The 23,736-nt window shown below is 55.4% G+C and carries 23 protein-coding genes, 1 tRNA gene and 1 pseudogene; 14 read left to right on the plus strand and 11 right to left on the minus strand.

Going from position 1 to position 23,736, the window contains the following annotated elements:
* Positions 1–1,146, minus strand: a complete 1,146-nt coding sequence (gene proB, locus AC1Q67_RS11975) for a glutamate 5-kinase (RefSeq protein WP_024576660.1) — start codon at positions 1,144–1,146, stop codon at positions 1–3.
* A 48-nt stretch (positions 1,147–1,194) separates the two neighbouring features.
* Positions 1,195–2,271, minus strand: a complete 1,077-nt coding sequence (gene obgE / locus AC1Q67_RS11980) for a GTPase ObgE (protein ID WP_492233943.1) — start codon at positions 2,269–2,271, stop codon at positions 1,195–1,197.
* Positions 2,272–2,495: 224 nt separating this feature from the next.
* Between obgE and AC1Q67_RS11985 the strand changes: the two genes are divergently transcribed.
* Both AC1Q67_RS11985 and AC1Q67_RS11990 read left to right on the plus strand, forming a co-directional pair.
* Positions 2,496–3,410: a DMT family transporter gene (locus tag AC1Q67_RS11985; RefSeq protein ID WP_492233942.1), complete on the plus strand. Its 915-nt coding sequence runs from the start codon at positions 2,496–2,498 to the stop codon at positions 3,408–3,410.
* A complete protein-coding gene (locus AC1Q67_RS11990; protein ID WP_492233941.1) occupies positions 3,407–4,333 on the plus strand; it encodes a DMT family transporter in 927 nt (308 codons plus the stop codon). The genes AC1Q67_RS11985 and AC1Q67_RS11990 overlap by 4 nt, the downstream gene beginning before the upstream one ends.
* A 45-nt stretch (positions 4,334–4,378) precedes the next feature.
* Here AC1Q67_RS11990 and AC1Q67_RS11995 read toward each other — a convergent pair whose 3' ends face one another.
* The 3 genes from AC1Q67_RS11995 to rplU all read right to left on the minus strand — a co-directional run bounded on the left by AC1Q67_RS11995 (position 4,379) and on the right by rplU (position 5,918).
* Positions 4,379–4,966: a GNAT family N-acetyltransferase gene (locus AC1Q67_RS11995; RefSeq protein WP_492233940.1), complete on the minus strand. Its 588-nt coding sequence runs from the start codon at positions 4,964–4,966 to the stop codon at positions 4,379–4,381.
* Between the two features lie 134 nt (positions 4,967–5,100).
* Positions 5,101–5,370, minus strand: a complete 270-nt coding sequence (gene rpmA / locus AC1Q67_RS12000; RefSeq protein WP_006023191.1) for a 50S ribosomal protein L27 — start codon at positions 5,368–5,370, stop codon at positions 5,101–5,103.
* Positions 5,371–5,426: 56 nt separating this feature from the next.
* Entirely contained in the window at positions 5,427–5,918 is a 492-nt protein-coding gene (rplU, locus tag AC1Q67_RS12005) for a 50S ribosomal protein L21 (RefSeq protein ID WP_024576656.1), read from the minus strand.
* Positions 5,919–6,253: 335 nt separating this feature from the next.
* On the opposite strand from rplU, the gene AC1Q67_RS12010 reads away from it, so the two are divergent.
* Together AC1Q67_RS12010 and AC1Q67_RS12015 are read left to right on the plus strand one after the other, a co-directional pair.
* A complete protein-coding gene (locus AC1Q67_RS12010; RefSeq protein WP_492233939.1) occupies positions 6,254–7,330 on the plus strand; it encodes an ROK family protein in 1,077 nt (358 codons plus the stop codon).
* Between the two features lie 211 nt (positions 7,331–7,541).
* Positions 7,542–7,631: transfer RNA gene (locus AC1Q67_RS12015), tRNA-Ser, on the plus strand.
* 136 nt (positions 7,632–7,767) lie between these two features.
* On the opposite strand, the gene AC1Q67_RS12020 is transcribed toward AC1Q67_RS12015, so the two are convergent.
* Positions 7,768–8,346 (minus strand): hypothetical protein, encoded by a 579-nt coding sequence (locus AC1Q67_RS12020; protein ID WP_492233938.1) that lies wholly within the window; start codon positions 8,344–8,346, stop codon positions 7,768–7,770.
* A gap of 521 nt (positions 8,347–8,867) precedes the next feature.
* Between AC1Q67_RS12020 and AC1Q67_RS12025 the strand changes: the two genes are divergently transcribed.
* Complete coding sequence (locus AC1Q67_RS12025; RefSeq protein ID WP_492233937.1) at positions 8,868–9,413, plus strand: hypothetical protein; 546 nt, start codon at positions 8,868–8,870, stop codon at positions 9,411–9,413.
* Positions 9,414–9,515: 102 nt separating this feature from the next.
* On the opposite strand, the gene AC1Q67_RS12030 is transcribed toward AC1Q67_RS12025, so the two are convergent.
* The 3 genes from AC1Q67_RS12030 to AC1Q67_RS12040 form a co-directional block, all read right to left on the minus strand.
* On the minus strand, positions 9,516–10,067 hold the full coding sequence (locus AC1Q67_RS12030) for a TIR domain-containing protein (protein WP_492233936.1): 552 nt from the start codon (positions 10,065–10,067) through the stop codon (positions 9,516–9,518).
* Positions 10,068–11,069 carry a macro domain-containing protein gene (locus tag AC1Q67_RS12035; RefSeq protein ID WP_492233935.1) on the minus strand — a complete coding sequence of 334 codons (1,002 nt, stop codon included), beginning with the start codon at positions 11,067–11,069 and terminating at the stop codon, positions 10,068–10,070.
* 536 nt (positions 11,070–11,605) lie between these two features.
* Complete coding sequence (locus tag AC1Q67_RS12040) at positions 11,606–12,028, minus strand: DUF6641 family protein (protein WP_492233934.1); 423 nt, start codon at positions 12,026–12,028, stop codon at positions 11,606–11,608.
* A gap of 316 nt (positions 12,029–12,344) precedes the next feature.
* Between AC1Q67_RS12040 and AC1Q67_RS12045 the strand changes: the two genes are divergently transcribed.
* Positions 12,345–13,835 (plus strand): hypothetical protein, encoded by a 1,491-nt coding sequence (locus AC1Q67_RS12045; protein WP_492233933.1) that lies wholly within the window; start codon positions 12,345–12,347, stop codon positions 13,833–13,835.
* Between the two features lie 90 nt (positions 13,836–13,925).
* On the opposite strand, the gene AC1Q67_RS12050 is transcribed toward AC1Q67_RS12045, so the two are convergent.
* Entirely contained in the window at positions 13,926–14,915 is a 990-nt protein-coding gene (locus AC1Q67_RS12050; RefSeq protein ID WP_492233932.1) for a hypothetical protein, read from the minus strand.
* 161 nt (positions 14,916–15,076) lie between these two features.
* On the opposite strand from AC1Q67_RS12050, the pseudogene AC1Q67_RS12055 reads away from it, so the two are divergent.
* The 5 genes and pseudogenes from AC1Q67_RS12055 to AC1Q67_RS12075 form a co-directional block, all read left to right on the plus strand.
* Positions 15,077–15,139: pseudogene (locus AC1Q67_RS12055) on the plus strand (SEC-C metal-binding domain-containing protein); the annotation flags it as partial.
* Between the two features lie 9 nt (positions 15,140–15,148).
* Complete coding sequence (locus tag AC1Q67_RS12060; RefSeq protein ID WP_492235726.1) at positions 15,149–16,216, plus strand: hypothetical protein; 1,068 nt, start codon at positions 15,149–15,151, stop codon at positions 16,214–16,216.
* A 544-nt stretch (positions 16,217–16,760) separates the two neighbouring features.
* Positions 16,761–17,333: a recombinase family protein gene (locus AC1Q67_RS12065; protein WP_492233931.1), complete on the plus strand. Its 573-nt coding sequence runs from the start codon at positions 16,761–16,763 to the stop codon at positions 17,331–17,333.
* A gap of 677 nt (positions 17,334–18,010) precedes the next feature.
* Complete coding sequence (locus AC1Q67_RS12070; protein WP_332925590.1) at positions 18,011–19,045, plus strand: YeiH family protein; 1,035 nt, start codon at positions 18,011–18,013, stop codon at positions 19,043–19,045.
* Between the two features lie 29 nt (positions 19,046–19,074).
* Positions 19,075–20,283, plus strand: coding sequence for an NAD(P)/FAD-dependent oxidoreductase (locus tag AC1Q67_RS12075; protein WP_492233930.1), 1,209 nt, complete (start codon positions 19,075–19,077; stop codon positions 20,281–20,283).
* 9 nt (positions 20,284–20,292) lie between these two features.
* Here the strand turns inward: AC1Q67_RS12075 and AC1Q67_RS12080 are convergent, their stop codons facing one another.
* Positions 20,293–21,183, minus strand: a complete 891-nt coding sequence (locus AC1Q67_RS12080; RefSeq protein WP_492233929.1) for a LysR family transcriptional regulator — start codon at positions 21,181–21,183, stop codon at positions 20,293–20,295.
* A 103-nt stretch (positions 21,184–21,286) separates the two neighbouring features.
* Between AC1Q67_RS12080 and AC1Q67_RS12085 the strand changes: the two genes are divergently transcribed.
* The 3 genes from AC1Q67_RS12085 to catA are packed head-to-tail and all read left to right on the plus strand — an operon-like array spanning position 21,287 to position 23,713.
* The gene (locus AC1Q67_RS12085) at positions 21,287–22,459 is read left to right on the plus strand and encodes a muconate/chloromuconate family cycloisomerase (protein ID WP_492233928.1); all 1,173 of its coding nucleotides are present in this window, start codon (positions 21,287–21,289) and stop codon (positions 22,457–22,459) included.
* Between the two features lies 1 nt (position 22,460).
* The gene (gene catC, locus AC1Q67_RS12090) at positions 22,461–22,748 is read left to right on the plus strand and encodes a muconolactone Delta-isomerase (protein ID WP_492233927.1); all 288 of its coding nucleotides are present in this window, start codon (positions 22,461–22,463) and stop codon (positions 22,746–22,748) included.
* Between the two features lie 38 nt (positions 22,749–22,786).
* Positions 22,787–23,713 carry a catechol 1,2-dioxygenase gene (gene catA, locus AC1Q67_RS12095; protein ID WP_492233926.1) on the plus strand — a complete coding sequence of 309 codons (927 nt, stop codon included), beginning with the start codon at positions 22,787–22,789 and terminating at the stop codon, positions 23,711–23,713.
* Positions 23,714–23,736: the final 23 nt, after the last annotated feature.

The following is a 23,736-nucleotide window of genomic DNA, read 5'->3' on the forward strand; positions in this document are numbered from 1 at the left end:
CTATTTCGCGCTGTCGGTGCCGCGCGGGCCGCCGACCACCAGGTCGTCGCGATGGATCATTTCCGCGCGGCCACTGATGCCGAGGATTTGCGCTGCGTCCGAGGAGGAGCGTCCCTTGATCTGGTCGGCATGGTCCGCGTCATAGGCGACAAGACCGCGGCCGATCTCATGGGTGTCCGGACCGCGCACCACCACGGCGTCGCCGCGGGCGAACTGCCCGTCGACCCGGATCACGCCGGCCGGCAGGAGGCTCTTGCCTGCTCGCAATGCCGCGACCGCACCTGCGTCGATGGTGAGCGTACCCTTCGGCTCGAGTGAACCTGCGATCCAGCGCTTGCGCGCAGTGACGGGATTGGCCGGGGTGAGAAACCATGTGCAGGGCCCGCCGTCGGCAATGGCTTGCAGCGGATGTTCGATCTTGCCCGATGCGATCAGCATGTGCGTGCCGGCGGAGGTTGCGATCTTCGCGGCCTCGATCTTGGTGCGCATGCCGCCGCGCGACAGTTCGGATTCGGCCGCGCCTGCCATCGCCTCGATATCCGCGGTGACGGATTCGACGACAGGAATGAGCTTCGCGTTCGGGTTCGCCGACGGCGGCGCGGTGTAGAGACCGTCAATGTCTGAAAGGAGGATGAGCAGATCCGCGCTGGTCATGGTGGCGACGCGCGCGGCGAGACGGTCGTTGTCCCCATAACGGATTTCGTTGGTGGCGACGGTGTCGTTCTCGTTGATCACCGGCACCGCACGCCACTCGAGAAGTTTCGAGATGGTGGAGCGCGCATTGAGATAGCGCCGCCGCTCTTCGGTGTCCTGCAGCGTGACCAAGATCTGTCCGGCGCCGATGCCGTAATGGCCGAGCACGCCGGACCAGATGCGCGCAAGTTCGATCTGGCCGACCGCGGCGGCGGCCTGGCTTTCCTCGAGCTTGAGCAGGCCGCTCGGCAATTTCAGGCGGCTGCGGCCGAGTGCGATCGAGCCCGATGAAACAACGAGCACATCCTTGCCTGCGTGATGCAGCTTGGCGAGATCGGCTGCGAGTGCGGCCAGCCATGATGCGCGGACTTCGCCGGCGCTGGAATCGATCAGCAGCGACGATCCGACCTTGACGACGATGCGGCGGAAATTATTCAGTTCGGGATTCGACATCGGAAAATCAGCATGTAATGGGCTTAAGTTGAATTGCGAATGAGAGCGTCAGCGGCCAAGTGGAGTCCAGCCTGACGGCTGCTCCGGCTCTTCATTCGCCGGACTCTCAGTCGCCTTCTTCGCTTTCGCCGATACCGGCGCTTCGCCGATCACGGACAACAGCGCGCGCAATGCTTCCGGCACGCCTTCGCGCGACACGCTCGAGAGCAGCAGCGGCGTCTTCTTCGCCGCCCGCTTCAGCCGCGCCTTCTGATCCTTGAGATGTTCCGGCGTGACGGCGTCAATTTTGCTCAGCGCGACGATCTCGATCTTGCCGGCGAGATTCTCGTCATACGCCTCCAGTTCGGTGCGAACGGTCTTGTACTCCTTGCCGGCATGTTCGGATGTCGCATCGACCAGATGGAGCAACACGCGGCAGCGCTCGACGTGACCGAGGAACCTGTCGCCGAGGCCTGCGCCTTCATGCGCGCCCTCGATCAGTCCCGGAATGTCAGCCAGCACGAATTCTCGTCCGTCGATGCCGACGACGCCAAGCTGCGGATGCAGGGTCGTGAACGGATAGTCGGCGATCTTCGGCTTCGCCGCGCTGACGACGGAGAGAAACGTGGATTTACCGGCGTTAGGCAATCCGACCAGACCGGCGTCCGCAATCAGTTTCAGCCGCAGCCAGATCCAGCGCTCTTCGCCGGGCTGGCCGGGGTTGGCGTTGCGTGGTGCGCGATTGGTCGAAGTCTTGAAGTGCGCGTTGCCGAAGCCGCCGTTGCCGCCCTTCGCCAGGACGAATTTTTCGCCGACCTCGGTAAAGTCGTGGATCAGCGTCTCGCGGTCCTCGTCGAAGATTTGCGTGCCGAGCGGCACCTTGAGCACGATGTCCTTCCCGCCCGCGCCGTGACGGTCTGAGCCCATGCCGTGGCCGCCCTTCGGCGCCTTGAAGTGCTGCTGGTAGCGATAATCGATCAGCGTGTTGAGGCCGTCCGCGACTTCGACAATGACATCGCCGCCGCGTCCGCCATTGCCGCCCGACGGGCCGCCAAACTCGATGAACTTCTCGCGACGAAATGCCACGCAGCCGTTTCCGCCGTCACCGGAGCGGATATAGACCTTGGCTTCGTCGAGAAATTTCATCGGTTTTCCATTGCGCCTTGATCGGCAAAAGGCCCGGTTTGCCGCGTTCAATCGCGTTCCGGGCGTGTGCGCCAATGTATGCGCCATGGGTGCGCGAGCGGCAACCGATTCATGCGTAATATCGCACCAAAGGCTGCATTTGCGGCGGTTGCGGTAAACGTCCCGGCCTCCTAAACAACCCGTCCAGCCGCATTTTGGTCCCATTCACGCTCGGCGACGCAGCCATGTTCGCAAAACTCTCTGCAGAGGCCGGCAACCGCTCGGCCGCGCTTGCAGGCATCGCGCTGATGCTGCTGGCCGTCTGGATGTTTTCGTTCGGCGACGCCATCGGCAAGTTCATTGTTGCGACCTACACGGTCGGCCAACTGCTGCTGCTGCGCGCGGTGGCGAGTCTCGTGCTGCTGTCACCGGTGATCTGGCGTCACCGGAGCGCCTTCCGGACCATTCAGAGGCCCGGGCTGCAGGTTCTCCGGGTAGCTCTCTCGACACTGGAGGTTGCGGCGTTTTTCGCCGCGTCGGTCTATCTGCCGCTTGCCGATGTCATTACCTACTATCTTGCGGCGCCGATCTTTGTGACCGCGGCTTCCGCGATTTTCCTCGGCGAAAAGGTCGGCTGGCGGCGCTGGAGCGCCATCGTCGTCGGCTTCATCGGCGTCATCATCGCGCTGCGCCCGTCCACGCAGGCCTTCAGCTGGCCGGCGATGATCGCGCTGGCGGGCAGTTCGTCGTTCGCAGCGCTCATGATTATTACGCGCTCGCTGCGCGGCACGCCCGATGTCGTGCTGACAACGGCGCAGTTCTGCGGAACGCTTCTGTTCGGCGTGATCGTGGCGCCGTTCGGCTGGATCACGCCGACCTTGCCGGACTTCGGTCTGTTCGCCTTGGCAGGCTGCATTTCCATCGTGGCTGCGCTCGGGGTCAACCGTTCGCTCAAGCTCGCTCCGGCCAGCGTCGTCGTACCCTATCAGTACACGATGATCATCTGGGCGGTGATCTTCGGCTATGTCGTGTTCGGCGATGTGCCCTCGGTGGCGATGCTGGTGGGTGCTGCGGTCATCATCCTGGCCGGCCTCTACATCTTCCTGCGCGAACGCGACCTCGTTCGCGAGGAGCCGGTCGTGGTGCCTCCGCCCGGATGAGCTTTTCATTGCAAAGCCTGCGAGGGGCCGCGCCGCGATCATCCACGCTGGCGGGCATTTTGTTCATGCTCGCGGCCATCACGATATTTTCGCTGGTGAATGTCTTCAGCAAGGTGATGGTTGCGACCTATCCGCCGGCGCAGCTGTTCTTCATCCGCGGATTTGCCGCCATCGCAACGCTGATGCCGTTTCTTGCCCGCGACAAATTCGCGGCGATGCGCCATGTGCCGCGGCCCGGTTTGCAGGTGCTGCGCATGGCGATGTCCGTTGCCGACGGTATGCTGTTCTTCACGGCCATCAAGTACATCCCGCTGGCGGACGCCACCACCTGCTATCTGGCGGCGCCGATTTTCGTTACAGCCTTCTCCGCGATTTTTCTGCGTGAGCAGGTCGGCTGGCGGCGCTGGACGGCCGTTGTCGTGGGGTTTGCCGGGGTCATCATTGCATTGCGCCCCACTGGCGCAGCCATTTCCTGGCCCGCCTTGATCGCGCTGGCGGGTTGTCTGTGCCAGTCGGTGTTCATGATCGTGACGCGTTATGTGCGCGGCACGTCCAACTTTCTTCTGGCCATGACTCAGGTGGTGGGCTCGTTTGTCTTCGGCGGAATCGTATCGGCGTTCATCTTCCTTCCACCGACATGGCTGATCGTTGTTCTGTTGCTGATCAGCGGCACGGTCAATGTGGTTGCCGTGCTGTGCCTCAACCGGTCGCTGATTCTGGCGCCTGCCAGTGTGGTGGCGCCGTTTCAGTACACGATGATCGTGTGGGCGGTTGTGCTGGGATTTCTGGTGTTCGGCGATGTGCCGTCACCGAACACGATAATAGGGGCGACCATCGTCGCCTGTGCGGGAATCTATATCTTCCTGCGCGAGCGCGCGGTCATGCATCGCGAGCCTGAGCCCAATCCGCCCACGGTGGTTTAGTGCATGATCCTCCCGGCGCTCCGGAGAGGATCATGCCTTGTCGGCTCAACGCCGCGTCGAGTTGCGCCAGCTCTTGATCGACGACCACACGCCGCGCTCGAGCTTGAAGCGATCGACCGGTGTCGACGATCCGAGCGCGAGGAAGCGGTGCAGTTCGACGCCGGTCCACTGGAAGCCGCACTTCTCCAGCACATGACGCGATGCCGGATTCAGCACGCGCGCTCCGGCCAGCAATTCGTCGATGGCAAATTCCTCGAAGGCGTAATCAATCACGGCGCGCGCGGCTTCCGTGGCAAAGCCCTTGCCCCAGTGATCGACGCCAAAACAGTAACCCAGTTCCGGCGCGTTCTCGTCTTCCCAACTCACGCCGACAAGCCCGACCGCGGTACGCTCGCGCTCGACAAGGAAAACGGTATCGACAGTGCCTGCGACGGTGTTCACGAAGCTGATGGCATCGTCCAGCGAATAGGGATGCGGCACGCGGCGCAGGTTAACGGCCACACGCTTGTCACCGACGACATGCGCAATGGCTTTTACGTCCGCGAGCGTCGGCTGACGCAACACCAGCCGATCGGTCTCGAGGACGACGGCTCTTGATTCCAGCAAGATGGGCGTTGGCTTTTCCAGCAACATGACAAGGCTCCTTCATGTGCCCGTCCCCAACGGGCGCAAACGAAAAGGGGAGGCCGGTTTACCCGTCTCCCCTTTCGAGCCTTCTGGCGCTCTGCCGGTTCAACGAGACCCGGCAGACGCGATGTGTCTACCGTTTATTCAGCCGCTTCCGCCATCGGAATAACCGAGACGAAGGTGCGGCCGTTGGCTTTGGCGCGGAATTCGACCTTGCCTTCGATCTTGGCGAAAAGGGTATGGTCCGTGCCCATGCCGACGTTAAGGCCGGGATGCCAGGTCGTGCCGCGCTGACGGGCAATGATATTACCCGGAATCACGTGTTCGCCGCCGAACGCCTTGACGCCAAGGCGCTTGCCAGCTGAGTCGCGTCCGTTGCGCGAAGAACCGCCTGCTTTTTTGTGAGCCATCGCTCCGTCTCCAAACTTGCGTCTAGTGTATAGACCGATTCCTTGACGGAATCATTTCACTTTTTGTCGCTCTTTGCCTTCGGTGCTGCCTTCTTGGCGGGGGCCTTTGCGGCAGCTTTCGGAGCTGCCTTTTTGGCCGGAGCCTTCTTCGCAGCCTTGGCGGGAGCATCACCCTCGGCGGATGGTGCTTCGACCTTCTTTTCCTTCTTCGGGCGCGGACCCACGCTCGGAGCCTTGCCGTCGGTCAGAATCTCGGTGACGCGGATCACCGTGATTTCGTCGCGATAGCCGCGCTTGCGCTTCGAATTCTTGCGGCGGCGCTTCTTGAAGGAAATCACCTTCGGGCCGCGCTTGTGGTCCAGCACTTCGGCCGCCACGGATGCGCCACTCACGAACGGCGCTCCCAGAACCGGCGTGTCGCCGCCCACCACCATTACTTCGCCAAGTTGCACGATCGTTCCGACATCGCCGGCGATCTTGCCAATCTCGAGCACATCATCCGGAACGACACGGAACTGCCGGCCGCCGGTTTTGATGACTGCGAACATCGTTTTTTTCCTTCGTGTTCGATTCCGATGCTCGGATGAAATCCGGCCCGGCTTCTTGTTCAGTCGCTATGGGTTCAATTGTCTGCGTCGCTACAACGTCGAGGCTGCGGCCGCGCAAAAACAAACGGCGCGAGAAATCCCGCGCCGGGTTGCGGGTGGTTATAGCCGCAGAAGACCACGAGTCAAGAAAAAGCAGCTCGAAAAAGGGCCTTTTCTGAGCCATTTGGCTCGATTTTCCGGCGTTTTGGGCCTCCGCGAGCGCTGCGGCAACCCGCCCCCGAAACAATCCGGTTCCCCGGTCGTTATACCTCGCAACAGTTAAGGGGCTTCCGGATATGGCTGAAGACACGCTGACGATCGCCGGCATTGGTAAACATGGGGCGGCGCGCCTGCCGTCCGTCGACATCGACAGCTACAACATTGAGCTCAAGGATGAGGACGGATTTCTGGGCGACCGCGCCAGCAAGGGCGCTTTTCAGGATATTCTCGACAAATGGCGCAAGCCCCTGAAGAAAAACGGTGACGACCCGCTGGGCGCCAAATCCACCGAAGACATTAGCAAGAAAAAGCTCGACGACATTCTGGTCGGCGAGGATGTCGAAGCCTCGGCGCTGATCCACAGCGCCATTGAGGAGTTTGCCCAGGAACTGGCCTATGTCACGGGGCGCTTCCTCAAAACCAAGGCATGGGACAAGACGGAAGCGATCATTGTCGGTGGCGGCTTCCGGCAGAGCCGGATCGGCGAATTGGCGATCGCGCGGGCGGACATCATTCTCAAGGCGGAAGGTGCGAAGGTCAGCCTGATTCCGATTCGCTTCCATCCCGATGAAGCGGCGCTGATCGGTTGTGCGCATCTGGCGCCGTCATGGATTTTCGAGGGTCACGACAGCCTTCTCGCGGTCGATATTGGCGGCACCAACATCCGTTGCGGCGTGGTTGAAACCCGCCAGAAGAAGGCACCGGATCTGTCGAAAGCCTCGGTCTGGAAGTCTGAGCTCTGGCGTCATGCTGATGATGAGCCGACCCGAGAGGGAGCAGTGAAAAAGCTGGCCGGAATGCTGAAAGGGCTGCTGAAAGAGGCCGAGAATGAGGGCCTGAAGCTTGCGCCGTTCATCGGCGTTTCGTGTCCCGGTGCGATCGATGCCGATGGGTCGATCGAAAAGGGCGCGCAGAATCTGCCGGGGAACTGGGAAAGCAGCAAGTTCAACCTGCCCGCCAGCCTGATCGACCTGATCCCCAGCATCGGCGATCACGACACTGCTGTCCTGATGCACAACGACGGCGTGGTGCAGGGCTTAAGCGAAATTCCCTTTATGCAGGATTACAGGCGCTGGGGAATCCTCACCATCGGCACCGGTCTCGGCAATGCCCGCTTCACCATGCGCAACCCGAGAGAGAAGAAGAAAGGCTGAGATGGGGACGGCGTTGTTTAGAAAAGAGCGCTGAGGCGGCAAGATTGCCCTCGCGGCCGGTGGCGTTAATCGGGCAAGACCGAAGATCCGCCCTGCGGGCATGACTGCCCGTCATTCTCAGGCCTGAAAAGACCGACAGCGCCTTGTCTGGACGGGCATCCTCGCATAGAACTCGGCCCGCGACCCGGCGGAAACCGCCGTTTTGGTACCTGGAGAGGTGGCAGAGTGGTCGAATGCACCGCACTCGAAATGCGGCATAGGTGCAAGCCTATCGGGGGTTCGAATCCCTCCCTCTCCGCCAACTCATCCGGTAACATCCTGATTTAACTACTGAAAATCCTACATCATATTTCTTGCCCCGGTATCTGCCCCAATGATTTTTGTGGATCGCGGTGGACATCGATGGTCAGTCTCAGTCAACTATGGACACTGCCCATTCATCGCGGCAGCAGTTCGTAGCAATCACTTCGATGTCGTGGTCCGATAAGTTCTGCACCCTTGCTGCAGTACTGAATCATGGTCTCCAGCGAGCCTTTTTCTGGATCATACGGCTCGACTTTGACCTCCCCGAAACGACGAAGCTGATGTGCTGAACCAGCGACGAGCAGGGGTCTGCGGAAAGCCTGGCCCTCTGGACGTAATGCGACGACCGCGTGAACGTGAAGCAAACCGAACTTCAAGAATTCGCCAGCTTCACGAGCCGACATTGTTCCCTTTGAGCCTGGAAAGTCGATGTACGAAACACTCAATGGCTGCTGATAGCGCTTACGGCCCATGTTGTTGCCGCATGCTTCAACAACCAATCGCGTGAACCAATCGCGATACTTGGTCAGGTAGTTCGCAGGATCTCTTTTTGACTCGTTAAAGTCAAAGTGTGCAGAATCAAACTTCATCGTGACCGCGAACACGTTATCGACGATAGCTTGATTCAAGACTGCTTCGTTCGAACCGACATGATCACGATAGATCGACTTGATGACGTAGGCGATAGCATCTGAATTGATGAAGTTGCTCAAGGTTATGACCTCTTTGTTATTGGTTGTTTTGGGTCATGATAAGAAGCGCATCACGATAAGCTCGTGCGAACGCTTTGAACCGTTACATCGTATAAGCAGTCACCAGCCATCAAACGTCAGCATCGCTGGCGTTGTGAAGGTCGGTGGCGCTTCTCAGCGCATCTGGCGAGCACAATCATCGTCCAGAGTGCGAAACATGATGAGTTTGAAGCGTCGATATGACGGTGGTTCAATCGTATATATAAGCGCGTCGCTGTGACTCGACCCGCATTGCAAAAATAATTCGGTGCACGGTCTCGCGCGTTACGTATGATGATTTTGGGTGATCACATACTGAAAATTTTGGCGCCCAATTTACCCGGCGAAATCGCATCCTTTAAAAGGGCTTTATTTAGCCGGTAGGCTCTGGAAAGGCGGCTCGATCTTGTCGGTAAATCTGTTCAGCGGAAGGCTCGCAATCTTACGTTGACATTCTGCCGAAAAAATACGGATAGGGATTGGCGTCTGATCAGGAGACGTAGATGCCATCTAACCCGACGCGCAGAAGTTTCATTGCGGCTTCGCTGGTTGCGCCAGCCGCACTGCCAGTAAACGCTGTCCTTGCGATAGATGATCACGAACGACTTCGCCTGATTCAACGTCGCGAATACCTTCAATCAGAAATTGCGAAGCTCGATCAGAAATGGGCTTTGGCCTACGCGAAGCTGCCGCCTTGGTGTCGACCCGGACCGAAGTATCGAGATCAGGATGGGAGGATGTTTGGTGGAAGGGTCGGGTGGCCGGATGCAGGCCTGGATTCGATCAAGCTAGACACTGGTACTTTTCTCGTTCGACCCTCGATCCGTGAAATCTTCGAACTTCGGAAAGCCGATCGGGCATCGAAGACTTGCAATGAAGGCGAGAGATTTTTCGTGTGTCGGCTTGAAAAGCTTGTTGGTCGTTTGCGCGAGCAACGACGAGTGGAGCGTAGTGTTGAGTTGCCGCGATCGTCTGCGTGGCTACTACTGGAAACCGAGCTTGAAGCAATCGAAGCCGCGATGATGGGTTGGCGAACAGAAGCACTCTGACTTCTAATCTTGGAGTCGAGGGTTCGAGTCTCTTCGCGAGAACAGCGAATATTACGTCACTTGCGACTCATGCGGATGACGACCTGTCCGACAGCGAAGTAATCACCAGTAGATGCCAAAGGTGTTGTGGGCTTCTTTGGTATAGTAATTGAGCGCTCCCGTGGGCGGGGTGCTGTGATCGAATTGCTTCATCGCGTCGTCAATGGCCGCTTGCTTAAACGGGATGTGAATTGAACGTACACTGTTGTTAGCAATCCTCGATGCAAAAGTGGGTGGCCACAAGTTGCTCAACGCACTGGGAGCTAAGATCCAATCATACTGTGTATAGACGGCAATGATCGGGATCTTGCAGCTATCTACCGCATATGCAATTTCGAAGGGCACCCAGTCAGTATCAAAACGCGTAGTGTTCCCGATGATCAGCAGCATGTTGCGCGAGTGATTGAGACGCTCCATCAAGCTTCTTCTCAGGGTAGACTTCAGGCTGCTGTCGCGAACAGCAGAAGTCTTTTCGTGGCTGTTTACGAACCGAAAGTCGGTTTTGTCATGTGCGTGCCAGGCCTTGATCATTCGATAATACTTGATGTCGGATGCTGTTGGGTCTGTTTTGCCTTCAGCATGAAAGGCGATGTATGTGCCGTTTCTGTAGGCCATTTACTTGTGACTCCAGTCCCGCTTGATTTCCCGTATATCTAGTCTCTCAAAGCAATCTTCGGGCAGTACGATGTTGACCTGTTTAGGCAAACCCGTCTTGCGACCGAAATCGATAAGCGAGAGTACGATGAGCCGAAGCAAATGCTGCGGCTCAATGTTTACGCTTGAACGGCCATTCCCGATAAGGGGCAAAGAAATGGTCCCACCGTTCCCAAAGTTATGAATAGAATGAAGTGCGCCGAGAAGTGCATCCCATAGCATCGGTACAGTCGAAGACGCCTTGGAGCTTTGCAAGTCGGTCTTTGCCATTGCGACCAAGAAGATCTTGCGCGCTGCCCGGGGAAGAACGGCTGTCGTGCCGATTGCGTATTTCTTGTTTGGCTTGATTGAGCGTTCCGTGACTTCGGAAGGGTTCCCTTTCAGAGCATCGTCTACGTCTTTACGAAAGCGGCCCGTATCGCTATTCCAAACCTTTTCGATCAGCTTGCCATGCAGCGATTGGCTTGAAACGACGTGGCCTAGGTCGCTATCAAAAAACTCGCCGACTCCGATCAACCAATCGGTATCGGTGCCTAGCAAATCGTCGTAATAGATGTTGATCCAGCTATCAGTCGTCGGCACCCGGAACGAAACAGAGCGAGTCTCGTATATGTGATAGAAAAAGGTCACGACGCACGCGGTCACGACGCCGACAGCGTATTCCGTACCGTGAGCCGTGATGAACTGGTCAACGGATGTAAAAGACTTCATGGTGATTTCGGTGACCAGCCAGATGGCGCCCGCCATGGCGAATGCGCGGGTGATACCCGTCCACCAGCGTCGCCGAAATCCCAGAAGCAAAGACTTCAAAAATAGCTTCATCGTCAATTCCGTAAAAAAGACGCTCAGGAACGACTCCTTTGCGCCAGAACGGAATAATATCACGGCAGACTCACGCGCCAGCGTACCAACGCCCGCATATCCCCCTTTTTCCATGAATTGATTTGGATCGCTTACGGCCAAGGAAGGGCTGGCAACGCGATGGTCGTAACTGGTTGGGGATAAAGTAAGGGGTCTTGAAAAGACTAGGCTATTTTCTCAAATGTAGCTGGTTCTGTGGGGTTAAAAATGGCTTGGCCTTTGCGCCCGTAGCGTCCCGCGACAATCGGACTGGCAGCTTGACTTCATCATGCGAGGGCGTGAGCTTCCGCGGGAAGATGTCCTTCGCGTGCGGAACGTAGTCAAAGTGGCGGTTAGCCCATATGCGCGCTTCGCGTTTCGGCAGCATCGAGCGATAGAGCGGTCTTGCCGGGCTGGCGGCTTCTAATTTTTTGTAGCATGTGTTCGGGCCGCAGGTTCGTGGATCTCCGCGATGTCTTCACTGCTCACCGGTGAGCAACTGGTATCGCAATTCGGGCATCGATCGTCGCAGGTTGCGGACCATTCATCGGCCCATTTCGAGCCGCACGGGCATTCATAAAAGTTGCGAAAAAGCATCTTGTCGTCCGCGAGAGTAAGTTCGGGGGCGAACTGGTTGCTCGCCCCCCAATCTTAATCAATCAGCTTGTTTTCTTACGGGTCGGTGGTGTTCTTGACGCCTGAGCTAATTGCGTATCGAGTTCACCGGTACGAGTAGCAGCGATCAGTGTATCGATCACAGTGGGAAGTTTATCGAGAGACGGCACTGCAATGGCCGCTTTTCCTTTTTCGAACTCCAGGGACTTCGATCCCGACTTGATCGTGAAGAGATACGAGCCGTCGATGTGCTTGCGCCACCATGGGTTCACGCGCTGATCGCTTTCGACGGATTTGCGAACGCCGTCGACCTGCTTGAACGAGCGTACTTTGCGCACGAAGTTCGGATTGGCCAGTAGTACCTTCTGTTCTTCCAGTCTCACAATCGTGCGAGCGCGTCGCTCCAACTTCGGATCCGTTTCCGTCTTGGGGAGCGTCGTGAAGTTCAGCGATTTCAGGGAAGTCATTTGGTCCTCCAACATATGGTTGCTGAGGACGACCAAGTATAATGCCGATTAGCTCAATTACATACCGAAGACTTTGCTCCGAACAGAATCGGTCCCGAACCAAAGCGGACATCCCGGGCTGATATATCCGATCACGTCGATATCAAGTAGTCGCATGCACCTTATGACGGTGAGGAATAAAAGCGATATGTGGTCGTCATTGGCGACTCTCGCTATACAGATAGGATGTGTTGCTGAGGGTGTTGTGTTGAGAAAGTTCGACAACGCTCCGGATGATCTCGGCAAATCTGTGAAATGCAAAGGTCCTGAGGTTAGTATGACAACCCGTCTCTACCGTTTCCGGCCGCTGTGGCGTCTGCTTGATAAAGGCGAGTTGCTCAATCAGGAAGTCTTCTTCGCCAGTCCCGACAGCCTGAACGATCCCATGGAGGGGTTTCGGGACATCTTTTGGCAGGGTGACGCGATCGTATGGCAGAATCTGCTTCGGCACTACCTGCTTTGCCTTGAATGGGGCTATTCGCTTGTATCGTTGGGCGGCGAAGACGAGCCGCTCTCGTGGAAGAACATTCCGATTTTCAACGTCGATGCGATGGCGTTTACTCCGCAATACAAAGACAGAATTGATAAGCTCGTTGCAGCATTCCTCGGAAATGACTCCATCAAGGTTCTGGTTCAGTCGCTTGCAGCGCGAACCTACTCAGTCCGCCGCGAGGAACTCGCCGCCTATCTTCAGCCGGTGCACACCCTGGCCTTGTCGATCATCCAGCAAAATTACCGGGACCACGGGCTTGCCAAACAAACAAATCCGGATCCAGACACGGAAGCCTATCTGAAACGGACCATGGATCAGGCGAAGCAGATGCTTGACCATGTAGGACGCCTCAGTGCGGAGATTACCGACCCCGAACGCGCAGCTGCTGCACTCTTTATGGCACACCGCCATATGATCGAGGAGATCAAGCTTCTTCACCGATATAACAATGCCGACAAGCCAATTGAAGCAAATCGCGCGTTTGTTCTGTTCGAATTTCCGAACGAGTACGTCACAAAGCTTGAAACGCTGGCTTATCCCGATTGGTATACCGCCTGCTTCATGAAGGAATGCCGCGATTCCTCCGTATGGGGAAGTTATGGCGATAATCACACTGCGGCTTGCCTTGTTTTCAAGGTCAGTGATGGAGAGAAGTCCCCATCGCTGCGGCTGAAGCGCGTCGCCGGTTACAGCAGTGGCGGCCCGGTCGTTGATTTCGTACCGCACACGTTTCAGGAGGTTGTTTACGAAAACAAGCATCTTCCGGTCGACTTTTTTCGTTCACTCGGCCGATTGCCGATCCCCGATTTATCGCGCGCATGGTACACGGACCGGACCGGACAGCGCAGTGCCTGCGCCGACGATATTTTCAACAATGAAGACGCGTGGCGGAAGCGCTACTGGGATACGTTCAATCACGGTGTAACGCGAAAACTCGAAGCCTGGCACTACGAGAAAGAGCAGCGCCTGATCCTGACCGGAATGCTTCACGACTTTGTGGAGCCTAAAAGCCGCGTCACGCACTATGACTTTAACAACCTGGAAGGAATTATCTTCGGCATTAAGACGCCGATCGACAAGAAGATCGCGATCTGCAAGATCATTGAAGACAAGTGCCGCGCTGCAAACCGAACCGATTTCAAGTTCTATCAAGCCTACTATGCGCAGGAAAAGGGCTTCATCGAGCATCGGGAGATGACGTTGCTCAAATTTAAGTTCTCTCAAGCGGCCACGGATAGCGAGGGTAACGCGTCCGGTCCGGCCCCAGAGCTTTAACGCCCCGGATGTATCTTTTCCAGAAGCTTGCCTTCACCGCGCTCTTGAATTCTTATCGGCCGTCACGGGGTGGTTCGACGAACCGTCATCTTATTCGACGCGAGGCGGTTCAGGCCGCATATGCAACTCGGCAATGTCGTGCAACGGTCCAAGCTCGAGGTCGATGAAGCCGGTCGCGGGCCGACCGAAACCTGCAAAGAGGAAACGATATTCCTTTTGGTAAGCGAAGCGAAAATCCTTCGACATGGCGTTGTCGATACGCTCCTTGGACCTGCGCTCATATGTATCGAAATACTCGATGGGGCAATGATGAAAATACCAGCCCGGGAGCAAGTTCTTGGCGGCGTGCTCAAGACGCCGGGCGAATTCATCCGGCTCTTTGATGACGACGCAGCAGTCAGTCCCGGAAAATTGGTCAAAGAGAACCGAGTCCCAATCCATCGAGACGCAGTAGAGGAAATAATCGGTTCCGGAAGTGCTGTATTTGAGGTCACCGATCGGACGCACCTGCAGGCCGTCCGGCATGGTCAAGCTGATATACTCCCCAGGTGAATAGGAATGCTTGACTCGCTCGTCGTCCTGCCGCGCTGGATCCTTCTCCATCAAAGCATATTCTTGCGCGGATTTCATGCGCAACCGCCCGAAATCCATGAGGTTCTGCAACCATTTCCGCTCGCCATATCGAAATAGGACATCTCCGGCATTTGGGCCGCGTGGCCGGGCCGGCGCTGCGCTTGAATCGCGCTGCGCGACTATGGGGAGCGGCCGATGGAGTGGCACGTTTCGGAGCGCAAACTCATACCGTGTTTGATGCTCCTTGCGGTACCAATACCATGAGCTCAAAAAGCTATGGATCGGAATGACATTCCGGTCGTCGCTTATGATTGCATGCATGTTGCGGACGATATTGTCATAGCGCGCCCGCAGAGCGTCATCGGTTATCCGCCCCAGGTACCTGTGAATCTCGTACTGGAATTCCCAACAGTCGGATTCATAGTCGGTTTTCGTTTGCTTCGATGATTTGATCGCATCGGAATGAGGCAAAACGGATGGAAGCGGCAAGGTTGGAATATCGGGCATTCGATGCTCAAATGAATGGTATCGCGGATCGAACCATATCATGAGTCGGTGTTATTGCCGGGCAACAAGCGCAACATTTACCGCCCCTGCGGCTACGGGCTATGCTCGTTTCTGGCGACTCATATCCATGCGAAGCAACCGCATCGGCAGAAATTTCATACATGCCAAGGCGCAACGAAAGATGTTTTTGCGGAAGCGGGAAGCGCTACAAGCATTGCCATGGCGCGTGGTCCGTGAATACGCCGGATGCTCCGATCGAAAACTGGCACACCACGCCAGAGCGCGTGCGGGATGCGTTTAATCGTCGGCAGATAGATCGCGTAAACCACTATTCCAATCACGGTTTTCACCGGCCGCCCCTTGTCGCAGGCAATGACCAAGATCGTTTCATCGTTCGGGGCGGGAAGGTGATTCACTGGGGTGGCGGCGACAATTTCATGAATTTTCTTGAAAGTGATCTGCTGCGGGAACTGGGCGAGCCGTTCCGTCGGAACATCAGCCATCCACTTCATATCTGGTGGCAGGCAATGCGTGCGCAGGCGAAATCGCGGCATCACCTTGGGCCTGAACGCGGTCTCATGTCGACGGTTCCTGTGCTCAGCTTCTTTACCGTAGCTCATGACCTCTTTGTCATCGCCGATAATTCGGAGCCGCGCGAGAGGCTTCTCAAATCCCTGCGGGTCGCCGATCAATTTCATGGCGCGCGCTATGAGCTGATGATCGCCGCCTGCCTTGTACGGGCCGGCTTTAGCTTCGCGTTTTCTGATGAAGAGGATCTAAGCTCAGGCCATTCCGACGGGCTTGCCACTCACCGCCGGACGGGCAAGCGCTATGCCGTCGAGATGAAGACAAAGAGCTGGCCCGGCGTCCTTGGAAAATCCGGGGAGAGGCCGCCCGTTGAAACCATGAAAGGCAATGTCAGCCGTCAATTACGAGAGGCTCTTGCGAAGCCCGCTGATGCCGAACGCCTCATCTTTATTGACATGAATTTGCCCCCGCCGCCTCACGACTGGCAGGGGGAGGGGGTGTGGTGGCAGGGTGATGCTGTCGCATCCAAGCGGGCGGTGGAGGAGCAGCCGGGCAACGTGCCTCGTGATGCGACCGGTTTCGTTATCTTTACGAATATGCCATCCAATCACTTGCCGCTAGACGAATTCTACATCGGGTTGGAAACCGCATTTACCGGATATAACCAGCCGAATTTTTCTGCCGACATGCCGCTACTCGGGGACGCCTACCCCGAAATCGCGGATTTGTTTGACGCGTTTCGCAATCACGATCTTATGCCGCAAAAATTCTAGGCTGTTACCGTGCGACGCGTGCATTTCGGACGTCACAGCACACAAGCCGAGCGAACCACTGGAATATCTGGATAGCCTTCCGCGCGCAGCAGGGCCCTAACCATATCTTTGGTCCCGGCTTCGGTATTGGATCATCTCCGAAATCGCGCCTGGGAGGATCGAGCTCTTGCTCGATATAGGGACGGTGATTGAATTCGCGTTGCCACGGATCGAATTTGCTCGTGAGGTTCATGATGATGTCGCGGACCTTGCGCTCTTCCGCATACGTGATGCCCTTTGCAGTAAGGCAGTTCCAGATGAGTTGCGACGCAAGCGACTCGTGCGCCATGGTGATGAGGTAAGGGCTTAGCCGAATCCGGGCCTCGGTTTTGCTTCGCGGAAGTGAAGAATAGGCCATCGCGCCAACTCAGAAATACGTTCGGTTGTCAGAGAAAGGTGCAGTTGGTGATAAGCGTTAAATTTCCCCGGTGAAATTGCTCCGAAAACCCTATCTGGAAATTATTCCTATTTCATGTTAGGCTCAGAGGGTTTTATGGAGCCCACTATGAGCCTCATTGGATACGCCCGCGTTTCGACAGCAGATCAAACGCCCGACCTACAAATTAACGCACTGACATTGGCTGGATGCTCACGCATATTCCTTGAAACCGCGTCGGGTGCAGATGCCGCGCGAGTGGAATTAGCGGCTGCGCTCAACTACATTCGTCCAGGCGATACGCTTGTTGTTTGGAAATTGGATAGGTTAGCGCGTTCGATCACCAAGTTGATCGGAACCATCGAGCAACTCAACGAAGCCGGCTGTGGTTTCACATCGTTGACGGAGGCGATAGATACCACGACGCCAACGGGGAAGCTCGTATTTCATATCTTTGGAGCGCTCACGGAGTTTGAACGCAGTATCATTCGTGAACGAACTCTGGCTGGACTTGCGGCGGCTAAGGCTCGTGGCCGGCGCGGTGGCCGTCCTCGCGCGTTATCGGATCAAAGCATCGGCGCAGCGAAAGCCCTTATAAAAGATGGTTCATTGACGATCGCGGAAATAGCCGTACAGCTCGGCGTGTCCGATGCTACGCTCTATAAGTACATTCCGCATCCGCGATCGACGCCAACACGGTAGTGCAAACGGTTAGCAATCGCGCCCGATGCCTGCGGCTCTTGTAGCAATCGTCAGCGCAAGGGTTTCCAAATGCGATCACGGATAGCCAGCATCACTTCTGCTAGTCGATACACTACTTGCGCAACATAAGGCAGGCAGAAGAGTTACGCAGACGATTTTGCTGTATGCTCCCGGCAGCCGCAAAGACGGCGACGACCGAAGCCGGCTTGTGACCTCCGTCCAATCATTCATCACGATGTACATGCCGCGGGCGAAGACACTCGCCTAGCGCTGTTTCTTGTTCCTGAGTAGCACCTCAACGGCGCCGAGGCGGACTTCTGGCAGGCCTCGAAAGATCGAATGTTGCTGTCCGGGCGTTAAGAGACGACGGGTGAGATTTCAATAGCGGTCATCGGCTTCTTAGACTTCGCAGGTCTCAAATCAGACCCAAACCGAGCTGTTTAGCGGTGCGAACAAGCACTACAAGCCCAAGTACGAAGCGATGGGAAGCACATGCTCGGAAACCAATTTCAAGAAGACCTTTCTGATCGAGGATCGAGTTGTATCCCGCGGATTTTTCAAAACGTCCTGCGGAAAATTGTCGCGGCACAAACGCAAAGCCAGCGGACGCGACATGCTTCCCGGCTCAATCTTTCAGGTGGATTTTTGCGAAACGAGGCAAAGAGCCAGATCGTTACATGAGAGCCCAGCCTATAAAAACGTCGCAGTCATTTCTCGGAAAATACTTCCAAGTTCTGATTGGTGCTTTTCTTTGCTTTACGATCGCGTTGATAGCGTTCGTTTTTCGCAAGGCGGTGCCACAACTAACTATCGTAAGTCCGATGGCATTCGCTATCACGATAGGTGTCATCGCGAACAACACCGTGGGAACTCCGACAATCGCGAAGCCCGGAGTAAAGTTTTGCATGAGGCACGTCTTAAGACTGGGCATCGCTATGCTGGGCCTGCAGCTGACTTTTCCTCAGATTTTCGATCTCGGCCTGTCCGCGTTCGGCATTATAACCGTGTCTTTAATCGGCTCTGTAGCATTCACGTTGTGGCTTGGTCGAAAGATCGGAGTTGACCGCGGCCTGACTGAATTAATTGCCGCAGGCACTGCGATATGCGGCGCGTCGGCTGTTCTGGCCACTAATAACATCACGCGCGCACCGGAAGAAGACGCGATCTATGCTGTTGCCTGCGTGACAATATTGGGTTCTTTCTCAATAGCACTATACCCCGTTGTATCTTCGCTCATCGGGCTCGGACCGAAAGACTTTGGGTTATGGTGTGGTTCTTCTATTCACGAGATCGCTCAGGTGGTTGCAGCTGCCTTCCAAAACGGGGAGACGGCCGGGGAAGCAGCTACGATTTCTAAACTGAGCCGTGTGGTTCTTTTGGCGCCGCTTGTGATGTTTTTCGGGTTGGTCAAGATGTCGACGCGGAGGAGCTCGATAAACGGTCCGAGCAGTGCGCCCGGTGTGCCGTGGTTCGTGGTCGGTTTTATCGCGATGGTGGGATTAAACAGCGTAGTACATATTCCAGAGGAAAGTCGCACAGTCATAGTTCTATTAACGGCGGTTATGCTAACTGCGTCACTGGCTGCGATGGGATTAGAGACCGACTTTTCGAAACTCAAGGCAAGAGGCGCTAAACCATTCCTCCTGGCCATTGCATCTTGGGTTTTCATCGCAAGCTTTAGTTTGATGCTGATAAAGTTTGTACGGTCCTGAAGCAGGGTCGGTACCTCCGAGGTTTTCATATGATCAAAGTGGTGATTGTAGGTGCAGGACAGGCAGGTGCACTTTGTGCGTTGAACCTGAGACGGCACGGCTTTGAAGGTGAGATTGTCCTGATTGGCGATGAAAAGCATTATCCGTACGAAAGACCGCCGCTTTCTAAGGCTGCTCTGTTAGGAGCAGGAGTTGTACCTGTTTACGTTGGCTCGAAATCAAAATTTGAATCGCAGACAATTCAGCTCAAGCTGAATCTTTGTGCTTTGAGCGTCTCTCGAAACGAAAAAACGATAGAGCTTTCGAATGGTAGCCAGGAGCATTATGACTATTTGATCTTAGCAACCGGCTCTCGCCCAAGGCCCTTCAGTATACAGGGTGGCGAACTACCCGGAATTCACACTCTTAGAACTCTAGACGACGCAAACGAATTGAAAAGGTCCCTCGATGGTGGCGGCGGAGTTCTGATCGTTGGAGGTGGCTGGATTGGTCTAGAGGTCGCTGCATCAGCAAGGTCGAAGGGTTTGCAAGTGACGGTTGTCGAGGCCGGCAGCAAGCTGTGCTCCAGAGCGTTGCCTTCCGAGTTGAGCGACTATCTCTGTGCAGTTCATCAGAGCAAAGGTGTGGAAATCGAACTTGATACCACGGTGTCTACGATTGACGGCCAGGATCGAGTGGAAGTGGCAGCCCTTTCATCCGGAAGGCGGATACCCGTCTCTACTGTCGTTGTCGGGATAGGGGCAATTCCAAATGCAGAAATTGCTCTTCAAAGCGGATTGATTGTAGAAAACGGAATTGTCATCGATGAATACTGCAGAACGTCTGACGCATCAATTTTTGCCGTGGGTGATGTCGCCTGTCAGTTCAACGCGTTTGCCCGTCGACCATTGCGCCTCGAGTCATGGGAAAACGCGCAGCTCCAAGCGATGAAAGTTGCTAAGACCATACTAGGTATGGCCGACACAGCTGCGAACATTCCATGGTTTTGGTCAGACCAGTATGATCTCAGCATACAGATGCTAGGATTACCTGGAGAGTTCGACTCAACCGTTAGTCGCGGATCAATTCAAGCTTCTGAGTTTTCGCGGATCTACCTAAAGGACGGAAAAATCACCTACGTCTGCACCGTGAATCGTCCAAAGGAATTAGCTATGATCAAGAAGCTAATGCTGAAAGGTATAACCATTGAGCCCGACAAGCTGGCGTCGGTCAAAAGCATAAGTGAACTGGCGGCCTAGGACTCTACCTCAGCTCTCATCACGGCGAATCTGACTCGTCAGCCGTCTAAACATTGCTAGTGACGTTGATCGGTCATTTGACCGATAGCTCATGATGATAGGCGAAACGATATCTGTATCAGCAAGCGGAATATATACTACGTCGTCTCGACCAAAGCGACTTACAGAGTTCGGCACGATACAAATTCCTGCACCGGCAGCAACTAATCCTAACGCTGTTTGGAGCTCGCGCACTTCGAAAGCGACGGGCGGCTCAACGCTTCGATCGCGATAAAACGAAAGGACTTGGTCTGCGTAACTCGGCCTCGGCATCTTTGGATAGATAATCAAGGGTTCGCGAGCTGTATCAATCAGCTTCAGTTCTTTTGAGGGATCACTCAACCGGTGGCCTCGAGGTATTGCCGCGGATAATCGTTCTTCGTGTAGCACCTCTCGAGTGATTGTAGGGTCATCAAATCGGATCCGTCCAAATCCAATATCAATTCGCCCATCTTTGAGGGCCGACACTTGTTCGAGCGTAGTCATTTCGAAAAGCGAAACCTCGACAGCAGGGGCAGCTGTTCTGAACTGCCCAATAAGCTTAGGTAAAGCGTCGTACAGAACTGAACCCACGAACCCGATGTTCAAGTGGACGTTCCAGCCTTTGCCAATACGTTTCGTCATCGATTCAATTTCATCAGCGCGTTGCAGCAACTGACGGGATTGTTCGTAAAAGAAACGACCAGCCTCAGTGAGCTTGATTGGCCGTTGGCGTTCCAACAGCTTTACGCCCAACTCCTCCTCGATCTGCTTGATCTGACGGCCTAGCGGCGACTGGGCAATGTGCAACTTCTCCGCCGCGCGGGTGAAATTAGCTTCAGCTGCGACTGTAACGAAATACCGAAGGTGCCGAAGTTCCATCTTTGCGTTCCTAGACCCGAAAGGTCTGAAAGTAGACCAAAATGGAGCTATCCTAAAGGGGCGCTGCCCCCTAAAAAACTCGAAATAACTTGATTGGTCAGTCATGGCAAGCAAACTATCAATTGACGAGATTGAGACCGTTCTGGTCGATATCCCGACTATCCGCCCCCATAAGCTATCTATGACGACGATGAACGTTCAGAGTAGCTTGATCGTTCGAATCCGAACATCTGACGGCGTGATCGGCATAGGTGAAGCAGCGACAATTGGCGGTCTTAGCTACGGCCCTGAAAGCCCAGAGGGGATAAAGCTGGCCATAGATACGTACGTAACTCCTGTCCTGAAGACCTGCGACCCGGAAAATGTATTGGCAACGATGAATGCGATCGACGCGCACGTGCGCGATAATCGATTTGCGAAGAACGCTGTTGAAACTGCGCTCTGGGATGGCATTGGAAGACGATCAGATCGCTCTCTCTCCGATATTTTCGGTGGTCGATACCGGGAGCGGTTACCGATTGCCTGGACTCTCGCAAGCGGTGACACGCACGCGGACATCAAAGAGGCGGAAAATATGCTCGCTTCCCGCAGGCACAACACCTTCAAACTTAAAATTGGCCGTCGCAGCGTCCAAGAAGATGTTGAGCATGTAGCGCAAATCAAACGAGCTTTGGGAAGTTCAGCAAGCGTGCGCGTAGACATCAACCAAGCTTGGTCAGAAACTGAAACTGCTTCGGCCTTGATCAGCCTGCGAGATGCGGGCGTCGACCTCATTGAACAGCCGATCGCCGGTTGGAATCGCGATGGGTTGGCTAGGCTGTCTCGCCAATCCGTTGTACCGATTATGGCTGACGAAGCTTTGTGTGGTCCAGAAAGCGCATTTGACCTCGCCAAACGAGAAGCTGCGAATGCGTTTGCGGTCAAAATTTCTCAATCAGGCGGGCTGGTAGCTGCATCAAAGGTCGCTGCAATCGCGGAGGCTGCCGGCATAGGATTGTACGGTGGAACCATGCTGGAGGGCGCGATTGGCTCTATTGCGTCAGCGCACCTCTTCTCCACCTTTCGAAAGCTTGATTGGGGAACAGAGTTGTTCGGCCCCCTTCTTTTGACGGAAGAGATTCTCACTACGCCGCTAGACTATTCCGAGTTTAGCTTAGGAATTCCTACGGGTCCCGGGTTGGGCGTCGAGATCGACGAAGATCGCCTATCATTTTTTCGACGGGATGCAGCAAGACGAGTGGTTGTGCCGGTAACGTCCCTAGCCGCGCGAGGTTGAAATGCTGTTTCAGGTGAAAATGACAGTGACGATTCCGGCGCATTTGGCCAGTGGCGAGTTTGATTCACTTAAGAAGCTAGAAAAGGCCCGCGCTCAGGAACTTCAGATTGCGGGCGTTTGGCGTCATCTTTGGCGGATTGTTGGAAACTACGCCAATATTAGCGTTTTTGAAGTTACGAACGGCGAGGAACTTCATGAAATTCTCTCAACGCTGCCGCTGTTTCCTTACATGAACTTAGAAGTGACACCTTTGTGTCGGCATCCATCATCGATCGAAGCGCGGGGCTAGCGGTTGAGCGCTTACCAAAAAAGTAAAGGGAAGAGACAATGAGCGATAGGTTCGTATCGGATGAAGTAATTACCAAACTGGCCTCCGAAGCATCAGGATTGAACGCTTCCGGAGGAAATCTTCGTGTCAAGAAGATCGTCAATCGCCTTCTAGCCGATCTGTTTCGCGCGATCGACGATCTAGATATTCAAATGGATGAAGTTTGGGCAGCAGTTGCATACATCGGCGAAGCCGCCAAAAGCAACGAGCTCGGTTTGATCGTTCCCGGCATCGCCTTGGAGCACTTTTTAGACCTTCGCCTAGATGAGGCTGAGCGCCGAGCAGGGGTCATCGGCACGACGACAAGAACAATTGAGGGCCCGCTATACATTGCCGGCGCACCTATGTCGGACGGATATGCCCGGCTTGACGACGGGTTAGACGATGGAGAAGTCCTTTTCATGGAGGGTCAAGTAAAGGACGTTTCAGGAAAACCAGTGGGCGGCGCTGTCGTCGATGTCTGGCACTGTAATACTATGGGTTTCTACTCGCACTTTGGCCCTGAGCAAACGCCATACAACCTGAGGCGGCGCATCAAGACGGGAGCCGACGGTAAGTATAGCTTCCGTTCTATTATGCCAAGCGGGTATGGCGTTCCTCCAGGAGGTAACACTGACAAACTTATGTGTTTGCTTGGACGGCATGGGCAACGGCCGGCGCACATCCATTTCTTTATCACTGCTCCCGGCTACCGACAGTTGACAACGCAAATCAATATTGCCGATGACAAATACCTACACGAGGACTTTGCTTTCGGCACGCGCGAGGGACTTATCCCAGAAATCGAACGTGTGAGCGACTCAGCAGAATTCAAAAGTAAAGAACTAAACCGACCATTTGCGAAGATTAATTTTGACTTCGCAATCGCCAAGGAGACGAAAGGCCTCGTCGACACCATCGTCCATAGAGAACGGGCGTCGGTTTAGACCATTCTTCCGGCCGCGCTAGG

The organism is Afipia sp. GW823-FHT06G09 (genome assembly GCF_058794875.1).